We start from the raw sequence: 17,791 nt of genomic DNA, 5'->3' as shown, positions 1-17,791 counted from the left end.
CCATGGCGTGTCTTTTTTTTGAACATGCAATTCCAGGTTTATCGAAATGATTCGATTGTTAAGAGACAATTCATTTTTATCTTTATCGAATCATGAATAAGCATCAAAAGGAATACATACATCGAATAAATCGGGTACTGGATTATATAGAGTCTCATATTGATCAGGAGTTATCTTTGGAAACCTTGGCTGAGATTGCCAACTTTTCTCCCTTTCATTTTCATAGAATCTTTTCGGCATTTACCGGAGAAACAATCAATGGTTTTGTGAGAAGAATTAGACTTGAAAAAGCCGGCAGTATGTTGATTACATATGAGGAAAAAACGGTAAGTGAAATTGCCTATGCCTGTGGATTTCAAAGTGCTTCTGTTTTTTGTCGCAGTTTTAAATCTCGCTTTAAAATGAGTGCTCAGGAATTCCGTGAAAGCTGGGAACCCATAAATAGCAAGAATGGTCAATCGGATCGCAAGAATGGTAAAATCCTTACAGAAAATCAAACCTATGTTTGTGATGTTGAATTATTAAAAATGTCACAAATGAAATCGAAAATTGAAATTAAAGAAATGCCTGCGATGGATTTAATTTATTGCAGACATGTTGGTGAATACCATTTGATTGCGAATGCTTATGAAAAATTGAGGAAGTGGGCTGAACCAAGAGGTTTGTTCAAACCAGATACTAAAGCGGTAACCGTGTATCATGATGATCCGAAAGTAACAGAGCAGGATAATATCAGACAAAGTGCCAGTATATTATTGGATCATCCTGTAAAGGCAGAAGGCGAATTTGGCAACCTTTCGGTTCCTGGGGGAAAATATGTTGTTGGAAGTTTTACCATATCAGCAACAGAATTTAAAGAAGCTTGGGATGCGGTTTGTATTTGGCTATCGGAAAGTGGATATGAACCTACAGATGCTTGTCCTTATGAGTTATATCACGAGAGTGAGCCACCTGAAAAATTTGTAGTGGATATTTGTATTCCGGTTAAACCAATGTAATTGAATTGGGAAAACCAACAGATCTGAAAAAGACGAGAATATACTTCATTAATGAAATGATAATTTGTCCTGGGTTTCAACCCGGGGCTTTTTGTATTTTACAAATCAAACCCAACCTTCTCCGACGAGGCAATTACGAAGGTACTGTTGAAACGGGTAAGAAACTCAAATTTCGAAAGCTTCTCTTGAATAAAGTATTGAAACTCGTTCATGTCTTTCACCATAATCTTAAGCATGGCATCAAAATTTCCTGAGGTGTAATAAAATTCCATCACCTCTGGCAATGCCAAGGCTTCCTCCTGAAATTTATCCACCACATCTCGCGTATGCTTTGTCAATAGAATGGAGATAAAAACGGTCATACTTCTGTCAATCTTCTCAGGATCGAGCATGGCCACATAATTCTTAATAATTCCACTTCTTTCCAGCTTCTTTACACGTTCATAAACCGGAGTATTACTTAGGTGCAGCTTTTCTGCCAACTCCTTAATTGTGATCCTGCAATCTTGTTGAAGGAGTTCTAAAATCTTACGATCGGTTCTGTCCAGATTTTCCATAGGAGAAAAATTTTCTATTGATGTGCCTGATTTTGGCTTTTGTAAAGATATAAATTCTTCAGAATTGTACATTATATAGAGTAGTTTTCTGTATTTATTTCATATGCTAGTAAATCATTTGGTTGATGGGTATTTTTACAAGACAAAATTACGCCAATAATCAATGAGCAATTAAGAATTAACAATTAAGAATAAATCATGATTTGGTTCTTGATTATTAGTTTCTCCCCAAAAGGGAAAAAGGCCAAGGAAAAAGGGTAATTTTTAGTAAAAGAAAAAACAAACACTAAATAGATAATGAAAGAAATCAGATGGCACGGACGAGGAGGTCAGGGAGGATTTACTGCTTCTCGCTTGTTAGGAATTGCTGCCAGTGTTCATGGCGGAAAGCATGCTTTGGCTTTCCCATCATTCGGACCTGAGCGTAGAGGAGCGCCTGTATTGGCATTCACTAAAATTGATGACACAAAAATTCATGATCGAAGCGAAGTTCAGGAGAGCGACTTTGTTGTGGTTATGGACGAAACGCTAATTGTTCCGGGATTCGAAAAAGGAATCAAAGAAAATGCATGTGTATTGATCAACACCAGGGATGTAGAACAATATCGCGAGCAATTGAAAGGATTCGATTTACGAGGAATTGATGCTACCACTCTTGCCATGGAGGTATTGGGCAGACCAATTACCAATACTGCAATGTATGGTGCTTTGGCTGCTGCTTCAGGCCTAGTAAGCAAGGAAGCTGCAATTGCAAGTATTCATACCGAGATGAAGCCAAAGTTGGCTCAGCTAAACGAGAAGATCGTAGAGAGAGCTTTTGAACTAATTAGTCAATAGTCATTCGTCAATGGTTAGTGTAAAATTAGTGAAACGATTGACTAATGACCAGTTAACCAATGACCAAATAATTGAAAAGATGAGTCGTCCAAAACATACAGAATATAAAACTCCAACTCATATTGATGATTACCCAACCGGGCCACAATACGAAGCCGGATTTCTTCCGGAAAAGAATGCAGGTTGGAGAACCTTTAAGCCTGTAGTGAATCATGATGAATGTATTTACTGCTTGCGTTGCTACTTGCTTTGTCCTGATGGAACCATCATGAAAGACAATGGCAAAATCAAAATCGACATGGACTATTGCAAAGGCTGCGGAGTTTGCGCTCACGAATGCCCGAAAGATGCAATTAAAATGGAGAAGGAATAAAAAAGCTTGCAGCTGACAGCTTGCAGCTTGTTGATTGAAGATAATTGGCAAGCAAACCCCAAAAGATATTAATAGAGATGAAAAATAATAAGATTTTTATTTCCGGTGATGAAGCAGTAGCACAAGGTGTAAGACTTTCACGTCCTCATGTTGTGGCTGCATACCCAATCACCCCACAAACCATCACGGTTGAGCGTTTGTCTGAAATGGTTGAGGCAGGCGAGATGGATGCGGAATACATGCACGTAGAGTCTGAGCACTCTGCGATCTCAGCTACAATGGGTGCCAGTGCAGTTGGTGCCAGAACTTTTACAGCATCTTCTTCTCAGGGATTGTTGTACATGGCCGAAGGTCTTCACTATTGTAGTGGTGGTCGCTGGCCGGTGGTAATGATGAACGCCAACCGTTCGGTTGCTTTGCCTTGGAGTATCTATGGTGATCAGCGTGATTCATTGTCTTTATTGGATTCAGGTTGGATTCAGGTTTATGTGGAAGATGCACAGGAAGCTTTGGATATGATCATTCAGGCATATAAAATTGCCGAGCACAAGGATGTATTAACGCCAATGATGGTGAACCTTGATGGATTCATCCTGACTCATACTTATGAGTTGGTTGAGATTCCTGATCAGGAAATGGTAGATCATTTCTTACCTGCTTTTGAAACGCCTAACAAAATGTCTTTCGAGAATCCTAAGAACCTTGGGTTCAGTTCTCGTCCTGATGACAATACCGAGTTCAAATACCAGCAAAACGAGGCAATGTTTAATGCCATTGATGTAATTCACAAAACCGATGAGGATTTCGCTGCAATGTTCGGCAGAAAATATCACGGTATGGTGGAAGAGTACATGTGTGAAGATGCTGAAGTGGTATTGGTTGCTTTGGGTAGTGTATGTGGTACTGTTCGTGTAGTGGTTGACAAACTTCGTGCTGAAGGCAAGAAGGTAGGTTTGTTAAAGATCCGTTACATGCGTCCATTCCCTGTTGAGGAAGTGAAAGATTTGGCGAAGCGTGTAAAAGCAATGGGTGTAATCGATAAAGATATCTCATTCGGATACGAAGGAACGGTTTATACCAATGTGAATTCAGCTATTTCGCAGATTGACAAATATGTGTACAAGAGCAACTTTGTTGGCGGTTTAGGTGGTCGTGATATCACCAAAGCTGAAATTGAAGACATGTATAACAAACTGTTTGCAGGACTAGAAAACAAGAGTGAAGAGACAGTAGAATTTTTCAGCTTAAATGTAGAAGGCAATGACTAAAGTATTAGATATCCCAAAAGTGAATGCGAAGAACATGACCGAGAAGGAGTTTTTCTATGGTCATAAAGCTTGTGCCGGATGTGGCGGTAGTATTGCTGTACGTTTGGCTTTAAAAGTATTGGGCGAGCGCACCTATTCAGCTTTGCCTGCAGGATGTATGTCGGCAGTAGGATTTATCTTTCCTCAAATGGCATTCAACTCCAATGCAATTATTACAACTTTCCCTGGTTCGGCAAGTATGGCGGCTGGTATTGCTGCCGGAGCCAAAGCACTGGGACAGGAAGATTTTAAAACTGTAGTATTTGCCGGTGATGGTGGTACTGCTGATATCGGGTTCCAGGCACTATCAGGAATGATTGATCGTAACGATGATGTACTTTACATCTGCTACGATAATGAGGCCTACATGAACACAGGTATTCAGAAGAGTGGTTTGACTCCGTACGGAACAAAAACAACTACTACACCAGCTGGTCAAAATATCCCGGGAACGATAACACACAAAAAGAATTTGTTTGAGATTATTGCTGCGCACGACATTCAGTATGCTGCTACAGCTAGTATTGGTTACCCTCAGGATTTTCTGAACAAGGTGAACAAGGCGAAGCATGTAAAAGGAGCAAGTTTCATTCACGTGTATGCATCATGTCCGACAGGATGGGGAACTCCTACCGAAACATCGGTTGAGATTGCCAAAGATGCTGTGGATGCCGGATTAATTTTCCTTGCAGAATATGAAGATGGAGAGTACAAGCTGAATAGAAATCCTAAGGAATTCAAATCGGTTGAAGAGTACCTTAAAAAGCAGGGACGATTCAAGCACATGAGCGATGCCGATATACAGTGCGTTATTGAAAACCGCGACAAGAAGTGGGAACGCATGCGTAAGAATTGGCTATAAAACAATTAATAATTATCAATTAGTAATGAATAATTGCACCCCTCTGGCTGTAGCCATCTCCCCTAGGAGGGGAGAAATCCTAAATTGAATGTAGAACTTCAATTTTAAGTCTTCCCCTTTTAGGGGAAGTACCGATAGGCGAAGGGGTGCGATAAGCTTAAATTATGAATTCAGAATTATGAATGATTGATAATTAGATGGATTCTCGGTAATGAAAATTCATCATTCATCATTTATAATTCATAATTATAAAAACATGATCAGCGATTTAAAAGGAACTTTTTCCAACATTAGCAACAACATCAAAAGATCTGCTATTCGTGAGATCTTAAAACTGACTCAAAATCCTGAAGTAATTTCTTTTGCAGGAGGATTACCAGCACCGGAATCTTTCCCTGTAGACAATCTGGATGAGATCATCTCATGCATGTTGAAAGAAGAAGGAGCAGAGGTATTGCAGTACGACGCAACGGAAGGGGTAACGGAGTTAAGAGAGCTTCTTTTGAAGAGATATCAGAATGAAGGTGTTCAGTGCGAGTTGGACAACATGATTGTAACTACCGGATCGCAGCAAGGTTTGGATTTGGTTGGAAAAGTTTTTGTGAACCAGGGAGATGTTGTCATCTGTGGATTGCCATCTTACTTGGGTGGTATTAGCGCTTTCCAGGCGTATGGAGCTAAAATGGAAGGTGTACCAATGGATGAGAATGGTATGAGTGCAGAACTTTTGGAAGCCAAATTGATTGAATTGGCAGAGCAAGGCATTAAACCTAAATTCATCTATATCATTCCTGATTTCCAAAATCCAACAGGAATCACCATGCCTGAATCTCGTCGTTTGGAGATTATCGCATTGGCACACAAATACGATGTTTTGATTGTTGAGGATTGTCCTTACAGAGAGGTGAGATTCGAAGGAGAACCACAACGCATGATGTATGATTTGGACAATGATGATCATGTACTGACACTGGGAACTTTCTCGAAGACATTTGCACCAGGCTTGCGTATTGGTTGGATTTTAGGTCCGAAAGAAGTAAATGACAAGATTGTGATTGCCAAGCAATCGTCTGACTTGTGTACACCAACTTTCGTTCAGAAAATGGCGATTCGTTACATGAAATCGGAGCATTTTGAATCGAACCTTAAAAAGACCATCGACTTGTATCACCAGCGTAGAGATGTAATGTTGGCAGAGATGGAAAAATGCATGCCTGAAGGTGTGAAATGGACGCATCCTGAAGGAGGAATGTTCCTTTTCATTACTTTACCTGAGCATATGGATGCCTTGGGATTGTTCCACAAAGCAATTGAAAAGAAAGTAGCATTCGTAACTGGTAATGTATTCTATTGCGATGGAGGCGGAACCAATACCATGCGTTTGAACTTCTCATATGTGAACAACGAAAAAGCGATTGCAGGTATTCAGCGTTTGGCTCAAATCATCGAGGCTGAAATGACAGTTTGCAATGAACAATTAGTAATGAACAATTAATATATAGAATAGTTGAGATAATATTTCAATTGCCTCGGGTTTTAACCCGAAGATGATATTAATTATTGGGAGTATTTACATGATTCAGATTGTGTATCTGCTCCCTTTTCTTTTTTTTGATTAATTTTCCATGAATTTTGAGATTACGAACCTATGAAAACCTATTCAACAGCTTGTCCTAGAAATTGCTACAGCACTTGCAGTATTAAAGTTCGTGTAGAGAACGATAAAGTGATTGGAATTGACCCACATCCCGAAAATCGTGCTACACCAGAAGGACCATGTATTAAAGGTTTGGCTTATGTGGAACGCGCCAATTCGAAGGAGAGGATCTTGTATCCGCAAAAGCGAATAACCGAAGGAAAATACGAACGCATTTCCTGGGATGAGGCATTGAATACCATTGCTGAGCAGTTGAAGAACTGCAAGGAAACTTTTGGTCCGCATTCAATCCTTTATTTTGCGGCTAGTGGCATGTCTGGTTTGTTGAATGGAGTAGGAGCAAACTTTTGGAAACTGTTTGGAGGCGCAACAACTACTTATGGAAATCTTTGTTGGCCTGCAGGATTGGAAGCCACTCGACTGACCTTAGGTGCTAACAAACACAATGCACCCTGGGATTTAGAGAATGCCAAATTGATTTTGTTGTGGGGAAAGAATCCTGCCGAAACCAATATTCAGGAGATGATTCCTGTTGAGAAGGCACAGGAAAAAGCTGCGAAATTGATAGTAATTGATCCCCGCAGAACGCCTTCCAGCGAGCGTGCCAATTCACTCTTCCAAATTAAATCGGGAACCGATGCGGCCTTGGCTTTAGGGATTGCAAGAGAATTGATTCAGAATGATTGGATCGATCATGAATTCATAGAGAAATACGTATTTGGCTTTGAGCAATTCAAAGAGCGAGTGGAAAAATATACATTGGATAAAGTTTCTGATATCTGTCGCATTTCGGCGGAAGCCATTCAAGAATTGGCAAAAGAAATTGGAACAACAGATGCCATGACCTTGATTCCAGGATACGGCATGCAGCGATATGAGAATGGAGGACAAACCACTCGTTGTATTCTTGCCTTGTCGGTGATTACTGGAAATATTGGGAGGCCCGGTGCTTGTTTCCATTATGCAAATCTTCAGAGCTATGTGTTCGATGATTTGAAAGAGCCGGAATCCTACTTTCCGGGATGTGAGCATCCAAGTTTCAGAAGGAAGATATCCGTAGCCAAATTGGGTAAGGATTTATTGAATATCAAAGATCCGGAAGTGAAATTCATTTGGGTGGAAAGAGGAAATCCCTTATCTCAAAATCCTGATACAAATAAGATAAAAAAAGCATTTCGAAAGGCCGACTTTAGAGTGGTTGTAGATCAGTTCATGACTGACACCACTTTGGAAGCAGATATCATTCTGCCAGCAAAAAATATGTTCGAGCAATCCGATATCATCGGCTCTTATTGGAATCCGTATGTGCAATTGCGACAAAAGGTGATGGAGCCGGCGGGCGCGGTAAAGCCTGAGACGGAAATTTATTATCTGTTGGCAAAGAGGTTGGGATTTACCGATGAGGAGATCAAAGGAAATATCCCAGAGCCAAACGATGAGGCAATCGAAGAATATCTGAACGGATTCCTGAAAGATTTTCCAGAATTAAGTCTGGAGCAATTGAAGAAAGGTCCGCAATTGGCAAACTCTTTCGAAGAGATTCCTTTTGCAGATTATCAATTTCCAACTCCATCAGGAAAAATTGAACTGTATAGTGAACTGGCAAAAGAAATGTGGGGAGTAGATGAATTACCTGACTATGTTCCATTGCCTGAACAAACTGAATTTGAGTTTCAGTTGATTTCACCCAATTCAAAAAACAGAATACATTCACAGTTTGGCAATTTAAATGTGATCAAACAGTTTGAACCAGAAGCCTTTATTTTTGTTCATCCTTTGGATGCTGAAGAGAAAGAGATGAAGAATGGTGAAAAGGTTGAAATCTATAATCATCAGGGTAGAGCAGAAGTAAAACTGCAATATGATATGGGATTGCGCAGAGGGAATGTGGTACTGACCAATGGCCATCAATCTCATTTGGGTGCAGCACCAAACTTGTTTACTAAAGGATGCGAAACCGATATGGGACATGGTACTGCCTTTCATAACACGTGGGTAAACCTGAAGGCAATTAACAATGAGTAATGATTAATTAATAATTAGTAGGATGGTCTAAAATATCCCGAAGTGATATAACACAAATAACCATGGGTGAAGCCCATGGATAACAGAATGTAAATGGATCGTCGCAACTGCCAATGCTCCTAAAAGAGTTGGTGTAACATGCGACGAAATATGAAGAGCCTTACACTAGTATAAGAGCAAAAAATGAAAAAAAACTCATTCATATTTAATACCAACCGATGCGTAGGCTGTAATGCTTGCGTGGCGGGTTGCAGCATAGAAAATGGAACCGATTTTCGAGTAAACTGGCGAGAGGTAAACACCGGAAACAAAATCAAACACCCGGGATTGCCTGTCTTTCATTTTTCATTGGCTTGTAACCATTGCGAGGACGCTCCTTGTATGAAGAATTGTCCGGCACTGGCCTACACTCGAGATGAAAAAACGGGTGCCATCATTCATCATGCCGAGGCATGCATTGGCTGTACCTATTGCACTTGGGCTTGTCCCTACGATGCGCCAAAGTTCAATCCGGCTACCAAGATCGTTGAGAAGTGTAATTTCTGTGTAGATAGAATCTCAGATGGGAAACGTCCTGCCTGTGTGGAAGCTTGTCCGGTAGGAGCTCTTGACTTTGGACTTTTGGATTTGAAAGAAGAAGATAGAGTAACACCCGGTTTTGTGGATATGGGTATCAAACCATCCATTCAATTGATTCCGCTAAGAGAAGAAAATAAGGCGCCAAAGGTGGAGAATACCGATCAGGTAGAAGTAGATGAGAAAAAGATAGAGGAATGGCTGCCCAAACCAAAGGATAAGGTGGCATTGGACAAGGAATGGACCTTGGTGCTGTTTACCATAGCAGTAGCAGGATTGGTAAGTTGGCAGGCAGCTCATTTGATGGGCGCAATAGATATGCAATTGATTCCTTTTGGCATCGTATCGGTATTAGCCATTGCATTAACCTCATTACATATTGGCAAGAAAATGCGCATGTGGCGATTCATTCTCAACCTGAAAGGCTCTTGGTTGAGTAGAGAAATCTTCTCCTTTTCGGGATTTTTAGGATTGACAGGATTACAACTGCTTACAGTAAACGAAATGTTTGGCTATGCAGCTTTGACCTTTGGAATTTTTAGTTTAATATCGGTAGATATGGTCTACAAACTCCTGCAAAGAAAGGACAATTTGGTCTTGCATTCGGGCATGGTATCACTAACAGGTATTTTGCTCTTTGCATGGATGGCTGAGATATCCATTCTCATTGAGATGATCATTTTACTGAAAGGCATTATTTACGTCTATCGCAAGCGAGCACTAAAAAATAAAGGCATTGCCTATTTTCCGATACTATCATTGCTAAGAATTCTTTGTTTACTGATCCCCTATATTTTACTAGACTTGCAATTGGAATTGATTCTTCCGGTTTCCTTGGCAATCGTATTAATAGGAGAAATCATCGATAGGGCAGAATTCTATTATGAATCGGATGTGATCACACCGGAGAAGAAATTACGAATTAATAATTACGAACAATAAGGAATAGAGACGCAAGGCCTTGCGTCTCTGCAGGACCATACATTCACATACCATGAAAAAAAACATCAACGCATCGCACACCCCTCTTTATCGTGAAGCGGGATTCAACCTAAAAGATTCAAAAACCACACAGGAGGCATTCGCGGCCGAATTGGACCATCCGCACGAACCGGAGAATTACATTTATTCTCGTTACAGAAACCCAACTACCGTTGCAGTTGAGCAGCAAATTATGGAGCTGGAAGGCTGTAAATGGGCCTTGTTGGTAGAAACCGGAATGGCTGCCATCGATGTGGCGGTATCAGTTTTCCAAAAGGGAAAAGATACCCGACCTTGGTTGTTCTTCCATGAGATTTACGGAGGTACCAATTCATTTATCGATACGGTTCTAATCAAGCGACGCAATTTAGATGTACACCGATTCTATGCAAACGAAGGCTTGTACGATTTTGAGGAATTGGAGAGAATGCTAAAGGAAATCAAACCAGAATTCCTGTATTTCGAAGCGGTATCCAACCCAATGTTGATTGTAGCTGATGTAAAGCGAATCATGGAGCTGGCAAAGCAGTACGATTGCAAAATTATTGTAGACAACACCTTTGGAACCCCATATTTGTGGAAACCATTAGTAGATGGAGCAGATCTTGTGATTCATTCTGCAACCAAATACATGAGTGGACATGGTAACATTACTGCCGGTGTAATTTGTGGGAACGATGAGGAATTAATGAAGGAAGCCATTGAGTACCGTAAATGGGCAGGACACTTTTTAAGTCCTGATGATGCTTACCGTTTGGGATCCCAGTTAAAGAGTTTTGATCTGCGTTTTAAGCAACATTGCGATAATGCTCTGGCTTTAGCTGAATATTTAGAAAATCATCCAATGATTGAGGAGGTTTTGTATCCAGGTTTAGAATCTCACCCAACCCGTAAAGAAGCTCTTGCCCTGTTTGGCGACAAAGGCTTCGGCGGTATGGTCACTTTCGACATCAAAGGAGATTCGGATGAAGATAAGCGTGAAAAATGCAATCGCTTCATCGCTGCCTTGGAAGATCACATTCCTTTAGTACCAACACTTGGCGAGGTAGATACCATTCTTCTGCCGGTAGAACCTGTTTGGGGAGCCAAATATCCTCTACCGGGAACCATTCGATTGTCAGTGGGAATTGAGAATATTGAGAAATTGAAGGGGTGGATTGGAGATGCATTGGAGGAATTGTAAAAATAAAGAAGCTCACCATTTGGTGAGCTTCTTTATTTAAATGATATAGCAAATACTATTTTATATTTTTTATTAAGCCATCAATTATTTCTATTTCTGGTAAAATATTAATATTGATATTATTTTTTTCTACAACTAAATCAATCTGACTTTGAGTTTGAATAGCAGAGTGTGCGAATAATCCTCTTTTTGATCCAAAGCTATCCATAGTTCCTAACCAAACATCATCCAATTGAGATATTTCAATTCCTATCGGTAGTAGAATATTACAAATGTTTTTTGACTTTATTCCATGATTACTATCTAACTTATCAATAAAATGCCTGACTGTTTTATTAACACGGAAATCAAATTTAGATTTTTCCTCTTTACTTATACGTTCCCAATTAATTTCCTCAGAACAGAATGACATAACAGCAAGTAGGCAGTTACTTTTTTTTCTATCTGAACGCCAATCTTGTAATGCCTTTTGAATTTTTAATTTTGCAATATCTTCAAAATAAGATTCAATTTCCGCATGTACTAATAGGACATAACTACGAATTAGGTCAGATTCTTTTTTTGTATAATTACCATTAATTTTTACATCGGGTAAAATGTTGTTTTCTAAAAAAATGATTCTGGATTGCAGTTGATTATATCTTCGTGAATTAGCCATGATTAAACTAACTTAGTTTTATATACCTTTTCTGCATCTATATATGGAATTTCTATTTTTACATCCAAGATTTCAGCAAGGTTTTCTCCCCATGTTGTTAACCTTTTAAAAGTGTTATCAATACTTTTTGTTGTGTGTTCAAATGAAGTCATAAACTCAATATCGTTTGAGCATAAATCTTTAAAACGTTGTATTATAACTCCTTGCTTTTCTTTGGATTCATTTCTTATATCTGGATTACTAAAATAATAGACCATGATATCAAATATTGCTCTGTTAAAATTACCTTGGAATCCATCACCATTCCATTTACTAAAAGCATACTTTTTATTACCGAATAGACCTATTGTAAAACTAATTGCCTCATTGAATTCATTAGCTAATGATTTAATTTCATTTTCTTTACTTAGCCAACTTTTATTTAATTCATTTACAGTGTAATCAAAGGATTTTTTTAGGTTCCCATCATAAACATTTAGAAAGTACTTAAATGAAAAATATCTAATAACAATCTCAACATCACGCATTCTATAATCTGGCATATTAAGATTCAGCATCTCTTTGATGGGTTCGCTATTAACAGAAAAATCATCAGCAAAATCAATAAAATCCCCCGGATGCAAAGCTTGTCTCAGTTCCTGAGGACTTAGTTGTTTACTACCAGTATTTAACCTTAGAAACACAGTATACAAGAATGATTCATTTTGCCAGTTTTTAATTACTACAGTTCTAATACTTTGATTTTCTAATTGATTGAGTTCATCAGCAAACTGAGGATCGTTTTTTAAGTTCTCATAAGTTTTGCCATTTAAATTTGTTAAAATTTCAAGACCAGATAATCTTAAAGGTTTAAAATCTTTGCTGCTAGCAAAAAATCTACGTATGGTTAATAATCTTTGCTTTCCATCAATAACAATATATTTTCCTCTAGCATTCTTTTTTTCGGCTAAGATGATCTGTGGAATTGGTAATCCTAAAATAAGTGATTCTATAAAACGACTTTTATCTTTATTGGACCATGCATCTCTTCGTTGAAACTTTGGAAATAAATCAATAGTACCTCTTAATAATTGATTGTTTATTGTTTCAGAAGTCCAGTCTGTTCCCCATATTACAGCATTGCTAAAATATGAGTCATTTTGAATAAGATCATCCTCATTCTCAGAACCAACATTTTCAATGTCTAAATATAATTGTTCTTGATACTCTTCGTTATCTTTTATATCACTCATGTTAGGTAATTTAAATTCTAATTAGAAATAATCATGAATCAAATTTAATAAATCATAATGAACCGTAGCTAACTTTCCTATGAATTATTGTAAATAAACTAAAATCACTAAATCATCCCACAAAACAAAGCCCTATCGCCCCAATGCATATACCTATCGCGAATTCTGATATTCCTATCGCAAAAGAGTTCAACTATCGTAGGGTGTCCAGAAGGAATATATGGATTAGTGGTAGAAGGCAGCATTAATGATGTCTTTACATATTTTGTAAATCAGTAGCCAAACTTTATACTCCAGATTACTTACAACATTCTCCTGATTACAAAATGAGTCTCCTGATTAAAGAATTCATGCTTCTGATACCCAAATCAAGTCTCCTGATTGATAAAACACGCGCCTGATAGGCTACAACAGCCTCCTGATACCTAAATATACCCTCCTGATTAAAAACAAGCCAGCAGATATAGACCTTTCAGAAGATTTTAATGCCAGTTATCAGTTCCAAACACCAGTTAGGCATAAATAGCTTCTGTTGCAGAAAATCCCCCTTCAGTTAGATGATTTTATGCTTCTGTTAGATAAAACACCCTTCAGTTAGATGAATTTATGCTCCAGTTAGTTAAATAGGAGTTCCTGTTAGACTCGTCACCCTCCAGTTAGCAAAACTACACTCCAGTTAGGAGATAGACCAACAGATATAGGCCTTCCAAGATCCAATGACAATTTCATAATCGTACAGGCGGCATTTATGCCGTCTCTGCAAAGAATCCCACAACAAAAAAAGCCACGAAAAATCGTGGCTCTATATCATCTTTGCGTTCTTATTAAATAAGAATCTTCGCGCTCTTTGCGAGAAACCGAAATTACTCTTTCAATGTAGGCGCATCATCCATTCTATCGATTAAGGCTTGTGGTAGTTTTTTCTTCACCTTAGCACCCAGCTCTCTAATTTTTTCTGCACTTCGAACCAGGTTACCACGACCCTCGGTTAGTTTGTTCATCGAGGTAGCGTAGGTTTTCTTTGCCGTATCCATTTGTCTGCCCAGGCTGATCATATCATCAACAAAACCTACAAACTTGTCGTAAAGTGCTCCGCCTTGGCGGGCAATTTCCAATACATTTCGGTTTTGGTGCTCCTGTTTCCAGATTGAGGCAATGGTACGCAAAGTAGCCAATAGGGTAGAAGGGCTCACAATTACAATTTTGCTTTCCCATGCATAGCTGAACAATTCCTGATCGGCTTGCACCGCCATGGCAAATGATGATTCGATTGGCACGAACATCAATACAAAATCGGGAGAGTTTAAAGCCTCTGAACTTTGATAATGTTTATCGGCTAATTCCTTCACATGCGCTTTCATGGAGGTGATATGATCTTTCAGGTATTTATCTTTGTCTTCCTCGCCATTTGAATTTACAAATCGCTCGTAAGCTACTAGCGAAACCTTCGAATCAACAATTACATGCTTCTCTTCCGGCAAACGGATGATCACATCAGGACGAATGGTTTGTCCTTCGATATTCTGAGTTACTACTTCGCGTTCGTATTCTTCACCTTTCGATAGTCCCGAACGTTCTAGTATTCTTTCCAATACAACCTCGCCCCAGTTGCCTTGTTTCTTCACATCACCTTTTAGGGCTTTTGTTAGGTTATTGGCTTCATCACTAATCTTTGCATTTAGGTCGTAGAGCTTTTTTACCTCCTCTTTCAGGCTAATTTTATCGCGTAATTCCTTATCGTAGGTTTCTTCAACCTTCTTTTCGAATGATGTCAGCTTTTCCTTAATCGGCCCAAGAATATCATCCATATTCTTTTGGTTGGATGTGGTAAACTCTTTCGTGTTTTCCTTCAGGATTTTAGAGGCGATATTCTCGAATTCGGTAGTGAATTTCTTTTGTAATTCTTCCAATTCTTGCTTTTGGTTTTCCAAACGCTCTTCCAAATTCTTTCTTTCGGTGGCCGAAATAGATACCGAACGGGTTAGTCTTTCGTTTTTCTCCCTTTCTTCGCCCAGTAAATTAGCGGTTTCATCTTTTTCGCGTTTTATGTTATTTGCACGCTCTTCCAATATGGATAATTGGTGCGATAAATCTGATTTTTCTTTAATGAAAGCGTTTTCTTGCTTCAATAACTCCTCACGATTCAAAGTAGCTTGTTGAGTGATCTTTTTTCTCATCACCAGCCAGCCAATAATGAAGCCTTTCAGAATTCCGATTCCTATGTATAAATATTCCATGTGTTTAATATTTAACCACAAAGTAAAACGAAGTAATTCACGAAGTATCACAAAGTAGTACGTGTCCTTTGTTTATTTACTACACTTTATTCTTGTTTCATTTATTCTATCAAAAATAAGAATTTACAACACTTATTTCTTTGTGATACTTTGTGAAAAACCTTTGTGCCCTTAGTGGTTACTAATCGGTTTTTCGAATTCTTTCAATTCCATTACACCATTATCCAATACGGCATAGGTATAGTGTGTTACCCAATCGCCAGTATTGATGTATCTGCTCTCGTCATTCAAATTGATATTACAAGGCCAGTGGCGATGCCCGAAAACGAAATAGTCGAAATGTTCTTTTTTTAGTTCATCTTTGGCATAAAGTACCAACCATTCTTTGTCTTCTCCTCTAAATGTATCAGCTTCAATCTTGCCATTTTTAAGTCTACTGTGTCCCGACCAATTGTGAGCCAACCAAATTGCAAAATTTGGATGAACCCTTGCAAAAGCCCATTGCAGAAATTTATTGGTGAAGATCTTTTTCAGAATCTTATATCCCTTGTCGTATGGCCCTAATCCATCGCCATGTCCCAAAAAGAATTTTTTACCCTGAAGTTCGGTTTTTACAATATCACGATGAAGGATTACGCCAGTTTCGCTTGGCAGATAATCAAATACCCATATATCGTGATTTCCTGTAAAGAAATGCACAGGAATACCCGAATCGGTTATTTCAGCTAGCTTTCCTAATACGCGGGTAAAACCTCTTGGCACCGCACGTTTGTACTCGAACCAGAAATCGAAGATGTCACCCATCAGGTAAATTGCTTCGGCATCCGCTTTTACAGTATCCAGCCACTTTACAAACAACAATTCACGTTCGCGATTATTCTTTAAAGCAGGTGCCCCCAAATGCACATCCGATGCAAAATATATTTTTTTGTTTTTACTCATGAGAAAGTATCATGTACTTAAAATGCCTAAAGTTTAAAAGTAATGAAAAATCGTTTTTACCTTTGTACTTTAGGCACTTAATAATATTTTAGTTGTATTACTTTACGTATTCAGCAACTTTTTCTTCCAATCTTCTTGCAAAAAGATCCTTGCCAACAATTTCACCTCTTTGGTCGATTAGGTAGTTAGCAGGTACTTTTTGTACGTTTAACAAGCGAACTGCATAAGAACTTCCGTTTTCAACATCACAAACATTTGTCCAGTTCATTTTGTCTTCTTTAATTGCTTTTTTCCAAAGCTCTTCATCCTGATCAACAGAAATCTGGTAAATTCTTAATCCTTTGCTTTTATACTTGTCGTAGATTTTCTTAAGCGTTTTATTTTGCTTACGAGAATTTGGATCTTGAGATGCCCAGAAACTCAATACAATAAATTTCCCTTCAAAAGAAGAAAGTGCTACTTCTTTACCATTGGTGTCTGGTAATTTAATTTCTGGAAAGTTTGCGCCTTTTTCCTCTATCATTTTAGCCATGTTCAAATTGGCCATTCTTTTTTCAAGAGTTTTGTAGTTGGCCAAAATAGCTTTGGTATATTCATGTTCAGGGTAAAGTGCTCTCATCGATGAAGCCACAATTTTTACAAACTGAATGTCTTTGTTTTCATTCAAAGTAAATGTATTGTTATCAATTTTTTGATACAATGCCATGTAACTCGCTAAAGAAGTAGCATTTTGCATGATAAAATCGATAGAGAATTCTCTTTGTGCCTGAATGGCTTCTACATATTCAGCCACCAAATTTTGTGATACAGTTGAGAAATCGGCATCATTTTTCTTTTCCTCCAATTGCTTGCGGATTTTAGCAACTTTGGCTTTGGTAACATTTAAAGTATCGTTAATCTGTTTTACCAATTTCGAACCATTCGATCCTTCAACGATATATTTTTTATTCATGTTTTCGGCCTTGCTATACACCAACATTTTATCGTTTGCTTCTGCCAAAAGGGTAAGCAATTTACCGTTTGATAAACGTAACAAATAAAATTCAGGTTGTGTAACGTTCAAATCAAATTCAAATCGACCTTCTTCGTCAAGTTTTACCGAATCAACAGTAGTTTTGCTGGCAACATGTAAATGATCCAAATACAAAGTTTTCCCATCTGCATTATCGATTTTTCCTTCGATGCTTACATTTCCTTTTTGGCCACAAGCCCAAAATAAAACTAGTGGAAGTACAAATAATAGTTTTCTCATACTATGGATTAGATTGTGTTATTTAAACTGGTAAAATACTTGGTTTCGCAATCAAAACATTTATAATCAAAAGCTTTGGTTAATTTGAACTTAAGGTGTCAAATTCTTAAAGCG

Annotated in this window: 15 protein-coding genes; 9 read left to right on the top strand and 6 right to left on the bottom strand. The window is 38.4% G+C overall.

The window, feature by feature from the left end:
* The first annotated feature begins 92 nt into the window (after window positions 1–92).
* The gene (locus DF185_RS13180; protein ID WP_110361210.1) at window positions 93–998 is read left to right on the top strand and encodes an AraC family transcriptional regulator; all 906 of its coding nucleotides are present in this window, start codon (window positions 93–95) and stop codon (window positions 996–998) included.
* A gap of 98 nt (window positions 999–1,096) precedes the next feature.
* On the opposite strand, the gene DF185_RS13175 is transcribed toward DF185_RS13180, so the two are convergent.
* Window positions 1,097–1,555, bottom strand: a complete 459-nt coding sequence (locus DF185_RS13175) for an Lrp/AsnC family transcriptional regulator (protein WP_165836029.1) — start codon at window positions 1,553–1,555, stop codon at window positions 1,097–1,099.
* A gap of 297 nt (window positions 1,556–1,852) precedes the next feature.
* On the opposite strand from DF185_RS13175, the gene DF185_RS13170 reads away from it, so the two are divergent.
* The 8 genes from DF185_RS13170 to DF185_RS13135 all read left to right on the top strand — a co-directional run bounded on the left by DF185_RS13170 (window position 1,853) and on the right by DF185_RS13135 (window position 11,356).
* On the top strand, window positions 1,853–2,392 hold the full coding sequence (locus DF185_RS13170; protein ID WP_110361208.1) for a 2-oxoacid:acceptor oxidoreductase family protein: 540 nt from the start codon (window positions 1,853–1,855) through the stop codon (window positions 2,390–2,392).
* A 28-nt stretch (window positions 2,393–2,420) separates the two neighbouring features.
* On the top strand, window positions 2,421–2,765 hold the full coding sequence (locus DF185_RS13165) for a 4Fe-4S binding protein (RefSeq protein WP_207784648.1): 345 nt from the start codon (window positions 2,421–2,423) through the stop codon (window positions 2,763–2,765).
* A 77-nt stretch (window positions 2,766–2,842) separates the two neighbouring features.
* Window positions 2,843–4,033, top strand: a complete 1,191-nt coding sequence (locus tag DF185_RS13160; protein WP_110361207.1) for a transketolase C-terminal domain-containing protein — start codon at window positions 2,843–2,845, stop codon at window positions 4,031–4,033.
* Window positions 4,026–4,934, top strand: coding sequence for a thiamine pyrophosphate-dependent enzyme (locus DF185_RS13155; RefSeq protein ID WP_110361206.1), 909 nt, complete (start codon window positions 4,026–4,028; stop codon window positions 4,932–4,934). Before DF185_RS13160 ends, DF185_RS13155 begins: the two co-directional genes overlap by 8 nt.
* Window positions 4,935–5,190: 256 nt before the next feature.
* Window positions 5,191–6,429: an aminotransferase-like domain-containing protein gene (locus tag DF185_RS13150; RefSeq protein ID WP_110361339.1), complete on the top strand. Its 1,239-nt coding sequence runs from the start codon at window positions 5,191–5,193 to the stop codon at window positions 6,427–6,429.
* Window positions 6,430–6,582: 153 nt separating this feature from the next.
* Complete coding sequence (locus DF185_RS13145; RefSeq protein ID WP_110361205.1) at window positions 6,583–8,616, top strand: molybdopterin-containing oxidoreductase family protein; 2,034 nt, start codon at window positions 6,583–6,585, stop codon at window positions 8,614–8,616.
* 183 nt (window positions 8,617–8,799) lie between these two features.
* Window positions 8,800–10,134, top strand: a complete 1,335-nt coding sequence (locus DF185_RS13140) for a 4Fe-4S dicluster domain-containing protein (RefSeq protein ID WP_110361204.1) — start codon at window positions 8,800–8,802, stop codon at window positions 10,132–10,134.
* A gap of 19 nt (window positions 10,135–10,153) precedes the next feature.
* Complete coding sequence (locus DF185_RS13135; RefSeq protein WP_262509992.1) at window positions 10,154–11,356, top strand: trans-sulfuration enzyme family protein; 1,203 nt, start codon at window positions 10,154–10,156, stop codon at window positions 11,354–11,356.
* 55 nt (window positions 11,357–11,411) lie between these two features.
* Here the strand turns inward: DF185_RS13135 and DF185_RS13130 are convergent, their stop codons facing one another.
* The 5 genes from DF185_RS13130 to DF185_RS13110 form a co-directional block, all read right to left on the bottom strand.
* A complete protein-coding gene (locus DF185_RS13130; RefSeq protein WP_110361202.1) occupies window positions 11,412–12,014 on the bottom strand; it encodes a HEPN domain-containing protein in 603 nt (200 codons plus the stop codon).
* 2 nt (window positions 12,015–12,016) lie between these two features.
* Window positions 12,017–13,246, bottom strand: coding sequence for a GmrSD restriction endonuclease domain-containing protein (locus DF185_RS13125; protein ID WP_110361201.1), 1,230 nt, complete (start codon window positions 13,244–13,246; stop codon window positions 12,017–12,019).
* A gap of 863 nt (window positions 13,247–14,109) precedes the next feature.
* Window positions 14,110–15,483, bottom strand: coding sequence for a DNA recombination protein RmuC (locus DF185_RS13120; protein ID WP_110361200.1), 1,374 nt, complete (start codon window positions 15,481–15,483; stop codon window positions 14,110–14,112).
* Between the two features lie 171 nt (window positions 15,484–15,654).
* A complete protein-coding gene (locus DF185_RS13115; RefSeq protein ID WP_110361199.1) occupies window positions 15,655–16,425 on the bottom strand; it encodes a UDP-2,3-diacylglucosamine diphosphatase in 771 nt (256 codons plus the stop codon).
* A gap of 97 nt (window positions 16,426–16,522) precedes the next feature.
* Entirely contained in the window at window positions 16,523–17,677 is a 1,155-nt protein-coding gene (locus DF185_RS13110) for a TlpA disulfide reductase family protein (protein WP_110361198.1), read from the bottom strand.
* Window positions 17,678–17,791: the final 114 nt, after the last annotated feature.

The organism is Marinifilum breve (assembly GCF_003202155.1).
Taxonomy (GTDB): Bacteria; Bacteroidota; Bacteroidia; order Bacteroidales; family Marinifilaceae; genus Marinifilum; species Marinifilum breve.
Note: the sequence above shows the minus strand (reverse complement) of the source record. Positions and strands in the feature narration are given on the sequence as shown.